This is a genomic window from Sphingobium cloacae (assembly GCF_002355855.1).
Taxonomy (GTDB): Bacteria; Pseudomonadota; Alphaproteobacteria; order Sphingomonadales; family Sphingomonadaceae; genus Sphingobium; species Sphingobium cloacae.
This window is the reverse complement of sequence record NZ_AP017655.1, coordinates 3,393,455-3,409,422: the sequence shown is the minus strand read 5'-3', so window position 1 is coordinate 3,409,422 and position 15,968 is coordinate 3,393,455. Positions and strand designations below refer to the sequence as shown.

The window sequence follows — 15,968 nt, the reverse complement described above, 5'->3', positions numbered from 1 at the left end:
TTTCGCATTTTCGGGGCGTCAGGTGATTACACCCGACCCGAAATGCTCTATGGGCGCGCGATGCATTTTCTCGATCAGGCCAAGATTTTCATCAAGTCCGGCTGGGGCGGTCCCGGCGCGGTCAGTTTCCGGCGCGAAAAATATGTCGAATATGGCGGGCCGGACGGCGGCAATGGCGGCAAGGGCGGCGACATCATCTTCGAAGCGGTCGCGGGCCTCAACACGCTGATCGACTTTCGCTATACCCAGCATTTCAAGGCGCAGCGCGGCATGCCCGGCATGGGCAAGAACCGCTATGGCGCGGGTGGCGAGGACCTTGTCATCAAGGTGCCGGTGGGCACGCAGATCCTGTCCGATCCCACGCCCGTGGAGGGCACGGAGGACGAGGACGGCAGCATGGAATATGAGCAGGAGGTGCTGGCCGACTTCACGCAGGTCGGGCAGCGCATCGTGCTGCTGCGCGGGGGCGACGGGGGCCGGGGCAACCTGTCCTACAAGACCAGCACCAACCGCGCGCCGCGCCAGCATGGCACCGGATGGCCGGGGCAGGAAATGTGGGTGTGGCTGCGCCTCAAGCTGCTGGCCGATGTGGGGCTGGTGGGGATGCCCAATGCGGGCAAGTCGACCTTCATCAACCAGGTCACGAATACCAAGGCGAAGGTCGGGGCCTATGCCTTCACCACCACCAAGCCGCAACTGGGCGTGGTGCTGCACCGCGACCGGGAGTTCGTGCTGGCCGACATTCCGGGCCTGATCGAAGGCGCGGCGGAAGGCGCGGGGATCGGCGACCGCTTTCTGGGGCATGTGGAGCGGTGCGGCGTGCTGATCCACCTGATCGACGCGACGGGGGACGATCCGGTCGAGCAGTTCCGCATCGTGCAGGATGAGCTGGCCGCCTATGGCGCGGGGCTGGACGAGAAGCCGCAGCTGGTTGCGCTCAACAAGGGCGACCTGCTGGGGCAGGAGTTGATGGAGGACATCGCCGCGCAGCTTCGCGACGAGGCGGGCGTGGAGGATGTGTTCCTGATCTCCGGCGCGACCGGCGAGGGCGTGGGCGCGCTGCTGGACGCGGTGCTGCCGTTGCTGGACCAGCCCGCGGCGGATGAGGCGGAGGCGGGCGAAGCGGAAGGCGACGGGACATGGTCGCCGCTGTAGCGCCCCTTCCCGGCTTTCCTCCCGCCCAGATCCGCCGCCTGGTCATCAAGATCGGATCGGCGCTGCTGGTCGATCCGCAGGGCCAGGTGCGTGAGCATTGGCTGCGCACGCTGGTCGCCGACGTGGCGGAGCGGCGCGCGGCGGGGCAGCAGATCATCATCGTGTCGTCGGGCGCGATCGCGCTGGGCGCGCGGCGGCTGAAGCTGCCCAAGGGCGGGCGCGGCAGCCTTGAGGACGCGCAGGCGGCGGCGGCGGCCGGGCAGATCGCGCTGTCGCAATGCTGGGCGGGACTGCTGCACGAAAAGGGCATCACCGCCGCGCAGATGCTGGTGACGCTGGACGATCTGGAGAACCGGCGGCGCTATCTCAATGCCTCGGCGACGCTGGAGCGGCTGATGCAGCTAAACGTCGTGCCGGTGGTCAACGAGAATGACAGCGTGGCGACGGCGGAAATCCGCTTCGGCGACAATGACCGGCTGGCGGCGCGCATCGGACAGGCGGCACGGGCTGACGCGGTTGTGCTGCTTTCGGACGTGGACGGGCTTTACACCGCCAACCCGCATGCCGATGCGAGCGCCATGCTGATAGAGACAATCGAGCGCATCGACGCGCGCATCGCGGCCATGGCCGATGGGGATTCCGCTTCGGGCATGGGGTCGGGAGGGATGACTTCCAAGATCGAGGCGGCGCGGATCGCGACGGGCGCGGGCGCGCATCTCGCCATCATTTCGGGCAAGGTGGAGGCGCCGCTATCCCATTGGGCGAAGGGCGGGCGCGGGTCGATCTTCCTCGCCGCTCCGGCCAGGCGGGCGCGCAAGGGGTGGCTGGCGGGACGGCTGACGGTGCGCGGGCGGATCTTCGTGGACGCGGGCGCGGAGAAGGCGCTGGGGCGCGGCAACAGCCTGCTGCCCGCGGGCGTGGCGAAGATCGAAGGCGTCTTCGCGCGGGGCGACGTGGTCGACATATTGGCGGAGGACGGGCGCGTGATCGCGCGCGGCCTCGTCGAATATGACAGCGAGGAAGCGGCGCGGATCGCGGGCAAGCGGAGCGAGGACATCGCCGCGCTGCTGGGCCACCTGCCCCGGTCGGTGCTGGTCCACCGCGATCATCTGGCGATGGTCTGAGCGCCATGGCCTTGCGGATTGCGATAACGGGCGCGACGGGATTCGTGGGCGCCGAGACGTTGGAGCGGGCCCTGGCGGCGGGGCATGGGGTGAGCGCCCTCACCCGCCGGGCGCAGCCGCCGCGCGCGCGCCTCAAATGGGTGCCGGGGGCGCTGGACGATGCCGCCGCGCTCGATACGCTGGTGCGCGACGCCGATGCGGTGATCCACATCGCGGGCGTGGTGAACGCGCCCGACCGCGAGGGGTTCGAGGCGGGGAACGCGCGCGGGACGATGGCGGTCGTGGATGCGATGCGCAAGCGGGGCGTGCGGCGGCTGGTGCATGTGTCGTCGCTCGCCGCGCGGGAGCCGGGGCTGTCGGACTATGGCTGGTCCAAGGAACTGGCCGAGCGGCATGTGAAGGCGAGCGGGCTCGACTGGACGATCGTGCGGCCGCCGGCGATCTACGGGCCGGGCGACCGGGAGATGCTGGAACTGTTCCGCATGGCTAAGCGCGGCGTGATGCTGCTGCCTCCGGGAGGACGGCTGTCGGTGATCGAGGTGAGCGATCTGGCGCGGCTGCTGCTGGCGCTGACGGGCGAGACGGAGATGAGCCTGGCGCAGACCTATGAGGTCGATGACGGGACGGCGGGCGGCTGGGACCATCAGGATTTCGGGCAGGCGATCGGGCGCGCGGTCGGACGGCCGGTGCGGACCATGGCGACGCCCGCATGGCTGCTGGGCGCGGGGGCGCGGATGGACCGCTTCTTCCGCGGCAAGGGCGCGAAGCTGACCCCCGACCGGGTGCGCTATTTCTGCCATCCCGACTGGGTGGCGGCGACGGGGCAATGCCCGCCCAGGGCGCTGTGGGCGCCGGAAGTGGCGACTGAGGCCGGGTTGAAGGCGACGGTCGAGGCTTATCGGGCGAAGGGATGGTTGTAGGGTTTGGTGCGGGCGGCGTGCTGCTTGGCCGTGCTTTGCATTATGGGTGATCCCAGACGCCAGCCGCCGCTCGTCCCGAGCGAAGTCGAAGGGCACGGCCGACTATAGGGAGGCCACTTCGCTCTGCTTAGTGGAGCTCTTCGACAAGCTCAGGCCGAGCGGAGATTGGATATCCCCTCCTGCCCCAACCCGCCATAAGAATGCGGGTTTTCGGATCGCAGGATGATGGCATCTGCCCTGGAATCATGCAAGCGGCCCTCGACATGGGGGCGTGGCTGGGCCAAAGGCGCGGTCCGATGCTGGCTTTTCTCGCTTCCCTTCTGTTCGTCCTGATCTGGTCCACCGGCTTCATCGTCGCGCGGGCGGTGATGCCGCATGGGTCGCCCGAACTGGTGCTGGCGGTGCGGCTGACGCTGGTGACGCTGCTGCTCGGCGCGGCGGCGCTCCATGCGCGGCAGGCTTTGCCGCGGGGCAAGCGTCTGGCGCTGCATCTGGCGGCGGGAGCAATGCTGCATGGCGTCTATCTGACGCTCAGCTGGTGGGCGGTCGATCATGGCATGCCCGCCGGGATCATGGCGCTGCTGGGCGCGCTGCAACCGTTGATGGTCGCGGCGGCGAGCGTCCTGTTCCTGCGCGAGCATCTGCCCGCGCGGGCTTGGGCGGGCATGGGCATCGCGATCATGGGCGTGGGCTGCGTGCTGATGCCGGCGATCGAGCGGACCGGCGCGGGCTCCATCGCCCTATGGCCGGCCGTCGCCGCGCTGCTCTCGATCATGGGCATGGCGATGGGCACGTTGATCCAGCGGGGCGCCATCGCGGGGGACGGCATCGCGATTTCAGGGGCGGTGCAGAATGCGGGCGGCGCGCTGGTCGCCGTGGCGGCGGCGCTGCTGATGGGCGAAGCGCATTGGGACAATAGCGCGATGCTGTGGCTGGGCCTGGGCTGGTCGGTGCTGGGGCTGTCGGCGGCGGGCCTGTCGCTGCTGGTGTGGCTGGTCCGGCATCAGCGGCCGACGCGGATGTCGATGCTGCTGCTGCTCGTGCCCCCGCTGGCGGCGGTGGAGGCGTGGCTGATCTTCGGGGAAAGGCTGGGGCCGGTGCAACTGACCGGCTTCGCGCTGGCGCTGGGGGGCGTGCTGCTGGGCCGGGCGCGCGCCAGACAGCGCGCGGACGCGGTGGCGGAGCCGGCCTGAAACGACAAATCCCGGCTGCAACATCTTCGTCATCTTGCGGCGATAAGGGGGTCTATGCGCAAGTCAGGCAAGAACGCTCCCGACCTTTCCCTCACGGCGGCGACGGCCGACATGCAGATGCGCATGGCCCTGCGCCAGATGAACTTCATGCCCGCCGCGCGGGACGACGAGACGGGCATGGCCCTGCGGCGGCGCGAATGGCTGCTCGACGTGATGGAGCGGCAGCGCGCGCTTTCGCCCTATGCCGCGGGGCTGCTGACGGCCGATCATCCCTCCGGCGACGATTTCCTGCACCATTTCTATGCGCCGGGACGGCCGGTCATCATCAAGGGCGCGATGACGGGCTGGCCCGCGCTGGACAGGTGGACGCCCGACTATCTGGCCGCGACGGTGGGCGAGGCCATGGTGGAATATCAGGGCGGGCGGGACGCGGCAGCCGATTATGAGTTGATGAAGGACCGGCACAAGCGCACCGCCCCCTTTTCCCGATTCATCCAGCTGGTGCGCGACGGCGGCAACGACGCCTATATCACCGCCTATAACAGCGCGGCCAATGCAGCGGCGTTCAAGGGGCTGGAGCCTGACCTGGGCTATCTGGACGCCTATCTGACGCGCGCCCACGGCATGTTGTGGCTGGGCGGGGAAGGCGCCTTCACCCCGCTGCATTTCGACCTGACCAACAATCTGCTGGCGCAGGTGACGGGAACGAAGCGGATCATCCTCATCCCCCCGTCCCAGACAGGGCGGCTGGCCCATCGCCGCCATGTGTTCAGCGACGTGCAGGACGTGACGGACCCCCGGCGGCTGGACGCCTATCCGGCGGCGCGGGACGTGCTGCGTTACGAACTGGTGCTGACGCCGGGCGACCTGCTGTTCATCCCGATCGGCTGGTGGCATCAGGTGCGGTCGGAAAGCTTCAGCGCGATGCTGACCTACACCAATTTCCGCTGGCCCAATGCGGGTCATGAAAATTATCCGGGATAGGCAAGCGCTTCCCGTCAGCCCTCGCGCAGCCGTTCGTGGTGGCGGATCACCTCGTCGATGATGAAACGCAGGAATTTCTCGGTGAAATCGGGGTCCAGATGGGCGTCCAGCGCCAACTGGCGCAGGCGGGCGATCTGGCTGTCCTCGCGGCCCGGATCGGCGGGGGGCAGCTTGTGCTCCGCCTTGTATCGGCCCACCGCCTGCGTGATCTTGAAGCGTTCGGCCAGCATGAACACCAGCGCCGCGTCGATATTGTCGATGCTCTCGCGATACCGCTTCAATGTGTCGTCCACGCCGTTCCTCCGTTCATCCGGCGCTTTTTGCGCCTTACGCGGCGTCGCGCAAGCTATTCCCGCTTGCGTTTAGCTTTTTGCCCCGCCACATGGCCCCTGTCATGACTGCACCTGTTTCCGGCAACGTTCATCCCATCGGCCGCGCCAGCAGCGCGCCTTCGCTCACGCCCATGATGGAGCTGGTGGCGGAAGGGATGAACCAGGTGAACGCCGTCATCCTCGACCGGATGCAGTCGCGCATCCCGCTGATCCCCGAACTGGCCGGCCATCTGATCGCGGGCGGGGGCAAGCGGATGCGGCCGATGCTGACGCTGGCCTGCGCCGATCTGGTGGGCTATGCGGGGACCCGGCACTACAAGCTCGCCGCCGCGGTCGAGTTCATCCATACCGCCACGCTGCTGCACGACGATGTGGTGGACGGGTCGGGGCTGCGCCGTGGCCGTAAGACCGCCAACATCATATGGGGCAACAGCGCCAGCGTGCTGGTGGGCGATTTCCTCTTCTCCCGGTCCTTCGAACTGATGGTCGAGGCCGAATCGCTCAAGGTGCTGAAGATCCTGTCCGGCGCGTCGGCGGTGATCGCGGAGGGCGAGGTCAACCAGCTGACCGCCCAGCGCAAGATCGATACCAGCGAAGAGCAATATCTGGAGATCATCGTGGCGAAGACCGCCGCGCTGTTCGCCGCCGCCTGCCGCATTTCCGCCGTGGTCGCCGGGCGCGACGAAGCGGAGGAGCAGGCGCTGGATGTCTATGGCCGCAATCTGGGCATCGCCTTCCAGTTGATCGACGATGCCCTCGATTATGAATCGGACGGCGCGACCATGGGCAAGGATGCGGGCGACGACTTTCGCGACGGGAAGGTCACGCTGCCGGTGATCCTCGCCTATGCGCGCGGGTCGGAGGAAGACCGCGCCTTCTGGAAAGCCGCCATCGCCGGGCACCGGGTGAGCGACGAGGACCTTGCCCATGCGACGGCGCTGCTGCGGCAGACGGGCGCCATCGGCGACACGCTGGCGCGCGCGCGGCATTACGGGCAGCGGGCCATCGACGCGCTCGGCATGTTCGACGGCGGCAAGGCGAAGGCGGCGCTGGTGGAGGCGGTGGAATTCGCCATCGCGCGGGCCTATTGAGGCGCCGGCCCCGACTGGCTGACGGGCGGGGTGCGGCCCGATGATCCTGTCTCCCGAAACCATCGCCTTTCTGATGGCCGCCGGATTGATGGCGGGGCTGATCGATGCCATGGCGGGCGGTGGGGGCCTTATCACCCTCCCCGCGCTGATGGCGGCCGGGGTGCCGCCGGTGGGCGCGGTCGCCACCAACAAGCTGCAATCCTCGCTCGGCACTTTCGGGGCGTGCGTCGCCTATGCGCGGGCGGGGCATATGGACCTCAAAAGCTATCGCTGGCCGGTGATCGCCGCTTTCACGGGATCGGTGGGCGGCGCGTGGCTGGTGCAGCGGGTCGATCCGTCGATCCTGGCGGGGCTGATGCCCGCGCTGCTGATCGCCATCGCGGCCTATTTCACCTTCTCGCCCAAGGTGAGCGAGATGGACCGGCACCAGCGGGTCGGCATGGGATTGCTGGGGCTGCTGATCGGGGGCATCGGATTTTACGACGGCTTTTTCGGGCCGGGCGCGGGAGCCTTCTACACCACCGTCTTCCTCGCGCTGGGTGGGCTCAGCCTCTTGCGGGCGACGGCGCAGACCAAGGCGGCGAATTTCGCGAGCAACCTTGCGGGCCTGCTGACGATGATGGCGGGCGGGCATGTGCTGTGGATCGCGGGGCTCGCCATGGCGGCCGCCAATATCGTGGGCGCGCAGATCGGGGCGCGGCTGGCGATGCGCTTTGGCAGCAGGCTGATCCGGCCGTTGCTGATCGTCATGTCGCTGGCGCTGACGGCGAAGATGCTGGTCGATCCGGCAAATCCGATCCATCTTTACCTGTTCGGCTGATTCAGAACCATGTCGGCAGTTGATCGCTGAAACCGAAATAGCCGATCTGCCATCCGTTCGCGGCGCGCATGAAGTCGAACTCCCAGCGCGTCACCATATCCTTATGCTGGGCCAGCCAATATTGGCGGACAATCATGGTCCCCTGGCTGTCCTCGGACACGCATTCCACGCCGGTCACGGCGCCGTACACCTTGAGCGCCGCCTGCATCTGGGCCAGCAGTTGCTCCTTCGCGCCCGCCCGGTTGTTCCACAAGGGAGACGTTTGCAGGATTCCGTCCAGCGCCGCTTCGGCCCGGTCGGCTTTCAGCTTTGCGAAGAAGCCGTCCACTTGCGCTCCCGCCTCGGCAGGAAGGCTGGAGCAGGCGGCGGCGTGGGCAGGCATAGGGGAAAGCGCCAGGAGCAGCGCCGCGCCTGATGACAAGAACCGAACCGACATTCCACATCCTCCCCTGTGACAGGGGGTGAGTGCCCCACATTCGCGGAACGGACAAGCGAAAGGCGACACGCCACTCTTGCGGGCCGAACGAATCGGCGCGAGAGGATCAGGCGATGACCGATCTGCCTATCGACGCCGTGCTACCCGACCTGCTGGCCGCCCTGCGGGCGGGGAGCAATGCCGTGCTGGTCGCACCGCCAGGCGCGGGCAAGACGACGGCGGTGGCCCCTGCCCTGCTGGACGAGCCGTGGTGCGAGGGACAGGTGCTGCTGCTCTCGCCGCGCAGGCTGGCGGCGCGGGCGGCGGCGGAGCGGATCGCAGAGCTGATGGGCGAGGATGTGGGCGGCACCGTGGGCTATGCGACGCGGATGGATAGCCGCCAGTCGGCCGGGACGTGCCTGCTGGTGCTGACCGAGGGCATTTTCGTGCGGCGGATTCAGGACGATCCGGAGCTGTCGGGCGTGTCGGCCGTGCTGTTCGACGAGGTGCATGAGCGGAGCCTCGACAGCGATTTCGGGCTGGCGCTGGCGCTGGACGCGCAGGGAGCCCTGCGACCCGATTTGCGGATCGTGCCGATGTCGGCGACCCTGGACGGGGGGCGCTTTGCCGCGCTGCTGAACGACGCGCCGGTGATCGAGAGCGAGGGGCGCATCCAGCCGCTGGAGTTGCGGCATGTCGGGCGCGCCACCGAAAAGCGGATCGAGGACGGGATGGCGGCGGCGATCCGGCTGGCGCTGGGCGAGGAAGCGGAGGGCGATGTGCTCGCCTTCCTCCCCGGCGTGGCGGAGATCGAGCGGACGGCGGAACGGCTGGAGGGCCTCAGCGTGGAAATCCACAAGCTGCACGGCAGCCTCGACCCGGCGGCGCAGCGCGCGGCGATCCGGCCTTCGCGCGCGGGCCGGCGCAAGGTGATCCTCGCCACCTCCATCGCGGAGACGAGCCTGACCATCGACGGCGTGCGGATCGTGGTGGATAGCGGGCTGGCGCGGCGGCCGCGCTATGACCGGGCGGCAGGCGTCACGCGGCTGGTGACGGAGCGGGCGAGTCAGGCGGCGGCGACCCAGCGCGCGGGCCGCGCGGCGCGGCAGCGGCCGGGCGTCGCCTATCGGCTGTGGGAAGCGGCGGCGACGGCGGGGATGCCGCCCTTCGACCCGCCGGAGATTTTGGAGAGCGATCTGTCGAGCCTGCTGCTCGATTGCGCTTTGTGGGGGGTGAACGATCCGGGGGCCTTGCGCTGGCTGGACGCGCCGCCCGCCGCCGCGGTGGCGGAAGCGCGGGGGCGGCTGACGGTGCTGGAGGCGCTGGACGGCGACGGGCGGATCACGGCGCATGGCAAGGCGCTGGCGCGGCTGCCGGTGGAACCGCGCATCGGGCATATGCTGGTGTGCGCGGGGGAGATGGGCCTGGCGGAGGTCGCCGCCGAGGTCGCCGTGCTGCTGGGCGAGCGGGGGATCGGCGGGCAGGACATCGACCTTACGCAGCGGCGGATGCGCTGGCGGCGCGAGAGCGGCAAGCGCGCGGATGCGGCGCGCGCGCTGGCGAAGCGGTGGGCGAAGCTGGCGTCCGGCGCGCCCTCGAACGCGGCGGGGGACCATGCGGTCGGCCTGTGCCTTGCGCTTGCCTTTCCCGACCGGGTGGCGAAGCGGCGGTCGGGCGACGGAGCCGACTGGGCGAGCGTGGGCGGGCGCGGATTCCGTCTCGATCCCCTGTCGTCGCTGGCGCGGGAGGAATGGCTGGCGGTCGGCGCGGTGCAGGGCAGCGCGGCGGGCGCGCGCATCCTGTCCGCCGCGCCGTTGAGCGAGAGCGACGTGCTGGCGCTGTTCGGCGGGCGGGTGGCGGAGCATCGGACGGTGCGCTTCCGCGCGGAGAATGGCGGAATCGAGGCGCTGCGCGAGCGGCGGCTGGGCGCGGTGCGGCTTTCCTCCGGCTCCGACGACCGGCCCGATCCGGAGGCGGTGACGGCGGCGCTGGTGGAGGGCGTGCGGCAGGGTGGCCTCAGCCTGCTGCCATGGTCGGAGGCGGCGCGGTCGTTGCGGATGCGGGCGGGGTTCGCGGGGGTGGAGGCTTTGTCGGACGCGGCGCTGCTGGAGACGCTGGACGATTGGCTGCCGCCGCTGCTGGCGGGGAAGCGGCGCTTGTCCGACATCGACAAGGGGCCGCTTTCGGGCGTGCTGGAAGGGCTGATCGGATGGGAGGGGAAGCAGCAGCTCGACCGGCTCGCCCCGCCCGCCTTCCGTTCGCCCGCCGGGAGCAGCCATGAGATCGACTATGCCGCCGAGGGCGGGCCGCGCGTCGAACTGCGGGTGCAGGCGCTGTTCGGGCTGGCCGAGCATCCGGTGGTGGGGAGCGGGCGCATTCCGCTGGTGCTGTCGCTGACCTCGCCCGCCGGGCGGCCGATCCAGACGACGCGCGACCTGCCGGGCTTCTGGGCGGGAAGCTGGAGCGCGGTCGCCAAGGAGATGCGCGGGCGCTATCCCCGGCATCCCTGGCCCGACGATCCGGCGGGCGCGTCGGCGACGCTGCGCACCAAGCGCGCCGATGCGCGGCGTGGCAAGCCCTGACCTGGATTGCGTCGCTTGCGAAACCGCCATCGTTGGACGGCGGGTTTGCAAGCCGCGCAATCGCCAAAGCCTTGACGAAAGGCCGCTCGCTGGTGCAACGCGGCTGCACGATTTCACGGAGTCTTTCGCGATGAGCGCGCGCATCTACCAGATCCAGAAGAACGCCCTGCAATCCGGCAAGGCGCTGACCCGTAAATGGGTGCTGGAATATGCCCCCGCCGAAGCGAAGAAGCCCGATCCGCTGACCGGATGGGCCGGTTCGGGCGACATGAAGCAGCAACTCAAGCTGACCTTCCCTTCCGAGGAAGCGGCGCGCGCCTATGCGGAGCGGGAAGGGGTCGCCTATACCGTCATTCCGACGGCACCCAAGGCTTTGAAAATTCAGGCTTACGCTGACAATTTCCGCTAAGGCGCGCCGCCCGGCGGGAATATTTTCGGGCCAGATGCTGCCCGATTGACGCCTTATTCCCTTGCCAAAGAGCGGGCCGGGGCGGCAATAGCCGTGGCTTCTCATGACGGATTGAAGAGATCAATGACGGATCGCCAGCAGATTTTCGACAGCATCGCCGCGCAGATCGCGCCTTTCAACAAGAAGGGCGTGGAGCTGACCGAAGCCACCACCTTCGCGGGCGATCTGGAATGGGACAGCCTGACCGTGATGGATTTCGTCGCCGCGATCGAGGACGAGTTCGACATCCTCATCACCATGAACATGCAGGCGGAAATCGAAACCGTCGGCCAGTTGGTCGACGCCGTCGCGAAGCTGAAAGCGGCCTGATTTCAGGTTGAGGGACATGACCATGACGCAAGCGCCCGCCACGCAGAATGCGCGCGACCTGTTTTCCAAGTTCGACCCCCTGATCGCGGAGCGCGAGGCGCTGCTGGCGACGGGCGTGCGCGACCCCTTCTCGATCGTGATGGACGAGGTGCTGTCCCCTACCCGCGCGATCATCAAGGGCAAGGAGACGATCCTGCTCGGCACCTATAACTATATGGGCATGACTTTCGACCCGGACGTGGTCGCGGCGGGCAAGAAGGCGCTGGACGAGTTCGGCGCGGGCACGACCGGCAGCCGCGTCCTCAACGGCACCTATCAGGGCCACAGGGAAGTCGAGGACGCGCTCAAGGAATTTTACGGCACATCGTCCGCCATGGTCTTTTCGACGGGCTATCAGGCCAATCTGGGCATGATCTCCACGCTGGCGGGCAAGGGCGATTATGTCGTGCTGGACGCGGACAGCCATGCGTCCATCTATGACGGCTGCTTCCTGGGCGACGCGGAAATCGTGCGGTTCCGCCACAACAGCGTCGAGGATCTGGACAAGAGGTTGGGCCGCCTGCCCGCCGACGCGCTGAAGCTGGTGGTGCTGGAGGGCGTCTATTCGATGCTGGGCGACATCGCGCCGCTGCCCGACATGGTGGCCGCCGTGCGCAAGCATCCCAACTGCATGATCCTGGTCGACGAAGCGCATGGCATGGGCTTTTTCGGCCCCAATGGCCGCGGCGTCTATGAGGAGCAGGGCGTCGAGAAGGACGTGGATTTCGTCGTCGGCACCTTTTCCAAGTCGGTCGGCACGGTGGGTGGCTTCTGCGTGTCCAACCATCCCAAGTTCGAGGTGATGCGGCTGGTCTGCCGTCCCTATGTCTTCACCGCGTCACTGCCGCCCAGCGTGGTCGCCACCGCCGCCGCCAGCATCCGCAAGCTGATGCATGCGGGCGAGAAGCGCGCGCATCTGTGGAAGAACAGCCAGCGGCTGCACAAGGGGCTGACCGGTCTGGGCTTCACGCTGGGGACGAAGGAGCCGCAGTCGGCGATCATCGCCGTGATCCTCACCGACCAGACACAAGCGGTCGCCATGTGGCAGGCGCTGCTGGAACTGGGACTCTACGTCAACATGGCCCGCCCGCCCGCGACTCCGGCGGGCACCTTCCTGCTGCGCTGCTCGCTCTGCGCGGAGCATAGCGACGAGCAGGTGGAGCAGATCATCGCCATGTTCGAAACGGCGGGCAAGGCGACGGGCGCGATCGGTTAATCGCCTCCATCCGACAGAATCGCGACAAAGCGGGCTTTTGGCGCGACAAAATCGCAGGCGTTTATGCAACTTTTGATCGTTGCTGTTTCGCGTCCAACACCGTTTAGCTAGTGTAACGGCCCATGGCGCAAGGCGATTTCACGGAAAGCGAAGAGGAAGGCAGGGGGTGGCGGTCCCATCTGCGGCGCGCCTTCGCGCCCGTGCTGGCGATCCTCCTCATCGGGGCGCTGGGCGCGCTGCTGTACGGCGCGAGCAGCGCGTCGCGCGACCATAGCCAGGCGTTGGCGGAGCAGCAGAAAAGCTATGAAGTCATCACCCTCACCCGCACATTTCAGGCCACGACCGCGCGCGCGGAAGTGACGCTGGCGCGCTATGTCATCAGCATGGACCCGGATACGGGCCGGCTGTTCCAGGACCAGTGGCGAACCGCCGCCAGCCAGATCAAGTCGCTGACCTTCGCCACGCGGAATTCAGGCTGGCAGCATGACAATGTCCGGGAATTGCAGCAGGCCTTCGTCGAGCGCGGGAAGACGTTGAGCCAGATCGGCCTGCGGACCACCTACGATCAGAAGATGGGGGCGCTCGCGCAATTCCATAAGGCGGGCAAATCCGAGGACCTGGCCCGGCTCACGACCGCGCTCGACCATGTGATACAGGCGGAGAACAAGCGGCTGGCGGAACGCAGCCTGGCGGTCAGCCTGGCCGGGGATCGCAGCGCATGGGTCAGCCGCACCTATCGCCTGCTGGGGCTGGCCCTGCTGGTCAGCGTGTTGTGCGCGCTCTGGCTGGCCAATGCCGCCTATAGCGAGCGGCGCAATGCCCGCCGCCTCGCCGAAGCGGAAACCGACCGGGCCGACAGGCTGGAAGCGGCGGTCAGCGCGCGGACGGTCGAATTGTCGCAGGCCTATGAGCAATTGAAGAAGGAAACCGCCGAACGCGCGATCATCGAGGAAAATCTGCGCCAGATGCAGAAAATGGACGCCATCGGCCAGCTGACCGGCGGCATCGCCCATGATTTCAACAATATGCTGGCGGTCGTCGTCGGCGGGCTGGAACTGGCCAAGCGCAAGCTGCGGCTGAAGCCGGAGGAAGCATCCCGCCATCTTTCCAACGCGATGGAAGGCGCCCATCGCGCCGCCGCCCTGACGCGCCGGCTGCTGGCCTTTGCCCGGTCCGAGCCGCTGCTGCCGAACGCGCTGGACCCCGACCTCCTGCTGGCCGACATGCAGGAATTGATCGACCGCACCATCGGCGACCAGATCACCGTCGCCTTCCGTCATCATGCCCGGGGCTGGCGTATTTTCGTCGACCAGCAGCAGATGGAGAACGCCATCATCAACCTGTGCGTCAATGCGCGCGACGCCATGGACGGACGCGGCAAGCTGACCATCGAAACGGGCCAGGCGCAGCTGGGCGAGAATGAAGTCGGGGAATGCCCCGCGGGCGATTATGTGACGCTGGCCGTGACGGACGATGGGTGCGGCATGTCCCAGGACATATTGGCCCGCGTGTTCGAACCCTTCTTCACGACCAAGCCCGTGGGCAAGGGCACCGGGCTGGGGCTCAGCCAGATTTTCGGTTTCGTCCGGCAGAGCGAGGGCGAAATCCGCATCGAATCGGAGGAAGGCAAGGGCACCCGCGTGCAGATCCACCTGCCCCGCCGCATCGTCGCGGAGAGCCACACCCCCGGCATCGTGCAGGATGTGGAGCGGGAGCCCACGCTCCATCCGCCCACGCGGATATTGGTCGTGGAAGACGACCCGCGCGTGCTCAGTCAGAGCATGGCGGCCCTGGCGGAACTCGGCCATCTGCCGCTTGCCTGCGATTCGCCCACCAAGGCGGAGAAATTGCTGGCGACCAACCGCGACATCGGCCTCATCATGACGGACGTGCTGATGCCCGACATGACGGGGCCGGAACTGATCCGCTCCCTCCCCGATATCTACGCGCATCTGCCGGTGCTGTTCGTGACGGGATATGCCGGGGACACGACCGAGAGCGCCGATTTCGCAGGCTATGAGGTGCTCCGCAAACCCTATACGCTGGCGGCGCTGTCCATGGCGCTTTCCAACGCGCTCAACGGATCGCGCCACCGCGAAACAGTCGCGGCAGCAGAGTGAGCGCGCCGATCAGCGGCCAGCGGCGCTGCCACGGCCTGATCGCGATATTCGTGCCCGCGTGGCGATTGATCTTCCACGCCAGATAATCGATCCCGTCCGCATAGGTGAAGCTGGCCTTGGCGAGCCGGACGACCGACAGCCACTTCCCCCGCCGCTGCAACCGCCGCCAGCGATTCGCGGCGTCATCGGGCGACAGGATTTGCGGGGCTTCGCCCTGCGGCCCGCTCCCCTGCCGCCGCGCGATGTCGTCCAGAACGGCGCGGCCGAAGCGTTCATAGCGGTCCGGATCGACATCGACGATGGAGACGGAGCGCCCCTTCCGCTCCGCCCGCAGTTCGGCATCATAGGTGAAGGTGAAACCCGCCCTCCAGAGATCGAGAATGCCGGGAGACGATGAGGGCGGCATCATCGGCAAGGTGAGTTGCAGCAGGGTCGGCGCGGCCGAGGCGATGGCGTCGACCACATGCCGCCGGGCGCGATCGTCCGCCGCCCAGAGCAGCCGCGATGGCTGCGCGAAACGGGCCCAGACCGAAACATTGTCCGCCTGCGGTCCGCAGAGGCGGGTCAGATCCTCCTCCGACAGAACCGCATATTTCGCGAACAGCCCTTCATGTTCGAGGGGGAAGACATTGGGCGGAACCAGGCGATTCGCGGGCGCCAGCCACCGCCTGCCATAGGCGGCGCGATAATCGGACACGATCAGGTAGAAATCCAGCATCAACCCGTCGAGATTCTTCTCCCGCAGGCAGGAACCGTAGAAAAGCACCGCCCGGGCCGCATCGGGATAACGCGCGGCGATAATCCGCGCCATCGCCGACGTGAGCGGATCGGCGGGCATCGCCAATTCTTCGGACACCAGGAAATGCAGGCTGTCGGTCATCGACGCCTTCCTTAACGGTTGTCGAACCGCAAGGACAGACGCAGATTTCGGTCGGCCGGATCGTCCATCGTCCATGCCGTTTCGCGACGGCCGCCCCTGCCCCTGGGCCAGCGAGCGGCGGCCTTCCTTCAAGCCGCGACCCAAAGGACCGGAAAGCTATACTTCCCGGTCTTCAGACCAGATGCAGAATATCCAACCCGCAAATATGACCGCTGCGATCAAGACGCCTACCATCAGGCCGCCGATGAAGAAGAAGACTCCCGTCATATCGCCTTGCCCGCCTAGTTGAACCGGCTGTTTGCCGGCCCATCGCCCGCAG

The 15,968-nt window shown here is 67.7% G+C and carries 15 protein-coding genes; 12 read left to right on the top strand and 3 right to left on the bottom strand.

Annotated features, from left to right (window positions below; all coding sequences use genetic code 11):
• Window positions 1-60: 60 nt before the first annotated feature.
• From obgE to SCLO_RS16695, 5 genes are all read left to right on the top strand, one after another.
• The gene (gene obgE / locus SCLO_RS16715; protein ID WP_066518243.1) at window positions 61-1,155 is read left to right on the top strand and encodes a GTPase ObgE; all 1,095 of its coding nucleotides are present in this window, start codon (window positions 61-63) and stop codon (window positions 1,153-1,155) included.
• Window positions 1,140-2,279, top strand: coding sequence for a glutamate 5-kinase (gene proB, locus SCLO_RS16710; RefSeq protein WP_066518089.1), 1,140 nt, complete (start codon window positions 1,140-1,142; stop codon window positions 2,277-2,279). The genes obgE and proB overlap by 16 nt, the downstream gene beginning before the upstream one ends.
• 5 nt (window positions 2,280-2,284) lie before the next feature.
• Window positions 2,285-3,199, top strand: a complete 915-nt coding sequence (locus SCLO_RS16705) for an NAD-dependent epimerase/dehydratase family protein (protein WP_066518087.1) — start codon at window positions 2,285-2,287, stop codon at window positions 3,197-3,199.
• A gap of 296 nt (window positions 3,200-3,495) precedes the next feature.
• Entirely contained in the window at window positions 3,496-4,392 is an 897-nt protein-coding gene (locus SCLO_RS16700; protein ID WP_066518241.1) for a DMT family transporter, read from the top strand.
• Window positions 4,393-4,446: 54 nt separating this feature from the next.
• Entirely contained in the window at window positions 4,447-5,376 is a 930-nt protein-coding gene (locus SCLO_RS16695) for a cupin-like domain-containing protein (protein WP_066518084.1), read from the top strand.
• Window positions 5,377-5,390: 14 nt separating this feature from the next.
• Here the strand turns inward: SCLO_RS16695 and SCLO_RS16690 are convergent, their stop codons facing one another.
• Complete coding sequence (locus tag SCLO_RS16690; RefSeq protein WP_066518082.1) at window positions 5,391-5,669, bottom strand: chorismate mutase; 279 nt, start codon at window positions 5,667-5,669, stop codon at window positions 5,391-5,393.
• A 101-nt stretch (window positions 5,670-5,770) separates the two neighbouring features.
• Here SCLO_RS16690 and SCLO_RS16685 point away from each other — a divergent pair, with 101 nt between their 5' ends.
• Both SCLO_RS16685 and SCLO_RS16680 read left to right on the top strand, forming a co-directional pair.
• Window positions 5,771-6,799, top strand: coding sequence for a polyprenyl synthetase family protein (locus tag SCLO_RS16685; protein WP_066518081.1), 1,029 nt, complete (start codon window positions 5,771-5,773; stop codon window positions 6,797-6,799).
• 40 nt (window positions 6,800-6,839) lie between these two features.
• A complete protein-coding gene (locus tag SCLO_RS16680; protein ID WP_066518080.1) occupies window positions 6,840-7,619 on the top strand; it encodes a TSUP family transporter in 780 nt (259 codons plus the stop codon).
• A gap of 1 nt (window position 7,620) precedes the next feature.
• On the opposite strand, the gene SCLO_RS16675 is transcribed toward SCLO_RS16680, so the two are convergent.
• Entirely contained in the window at window positions 7,621-8,055 is a 435-nt protein-coding gene (locus tag SCLO_RS16675; protein WP_066518078.1) for a hypothetical protein, read from the bottom strand.
• A 113-nt stretch (window positions 8,056-8,168) separates the two neighbouring features.
• On the opposite strand from SCLO_RS16675, the gene hrpB reads away from it, so the two are divergent.
• The 5 genes from hrpB (at window position 8,169) to SCLO_RS16650 (ending at window position 14,769) form a co-directional block, all read left to right on the top strand.
• Complete coding sequence (gene hrpB, locus SCLO_RS16670) at window positions 8,169-10,616, top strand: ATP-dependent helicase HrpB (protein WP_066518077.1); 2,448 nt, start codon at window positions 8,169-8,171, stop codon at window positions 10,614-10,616.
• A gap of 130 nt (window positions 10,617-10,746) precedes the next feature.
• Complete coding sequence (locus SCLO_RS16665) at window positions 10,747-11,025, top strand: ETC complex I subunit (RefSeq protein ID WP_066518240.1); 279 nt, start codon at window positions 10,747-10,749, stop codon at window positions 11,023-11,025.
• Window positions 11,026-11,148: 123 nt separating this feature from the next.
• Window positions 11,149-11,394: an acyl carrier protein gene (locus SCLO_RS16660; RefSeq protein ID WP_066518075.1), complete on the top strand. Its 246-nt coding sequence runs from the start codon at window positions 11,149-11,151 to the stop codon at window positions 11,392-11,394.
• A 22-nt stretch (window positions 11,395-11,416) separates the two neighbouring features.
• Window positions 11,417-12,649 carry a serine palmitoyltransferase gene (gene spt, locus SCLO_RS16655; RefSeq protein ID WP_066518238.1) on the top strand — a complete coding sequence of 411 codons (1,233 nt, stop codon included), beginning with the start codon at window positions 11,417-11,419 and terminating at the stop codon, window positions 12,647-12,649.
• A 122-nt stretch (window positions 12,650-12,771) separates the two neighbouring features.
• On the top strand, window positions 12,772-14,769 hold the full coding sequence (locus SCLO_RS16650) for an ATP-binding protein (protein WP_066518073.1): 1,998 nt from the start codon (window positions 12,772-12,774) through the stop codon (window positions 14,767-14,769).
• Here SCLO_RS16650 and SCLO_RS16645 read toward each other — a convergent pair.
• Window positions 14,726-15,649, bottom strand: a complete 924-nt coding sequence (locus tag SCLO_RS16645) for a hypothetical protein (RefSeq protein ID WP_066518072.1) — start codon at window positions 15,647-15,649, stop codon at window positions 14,726-14,728. The two genes, SCLO_RS16650 and SCLO_RS16645, sit on opposite strands and share 44 nt — an antisense overlap.
• Window positions 15,650-15,968 lie beyond the last annotated feature (319 nt).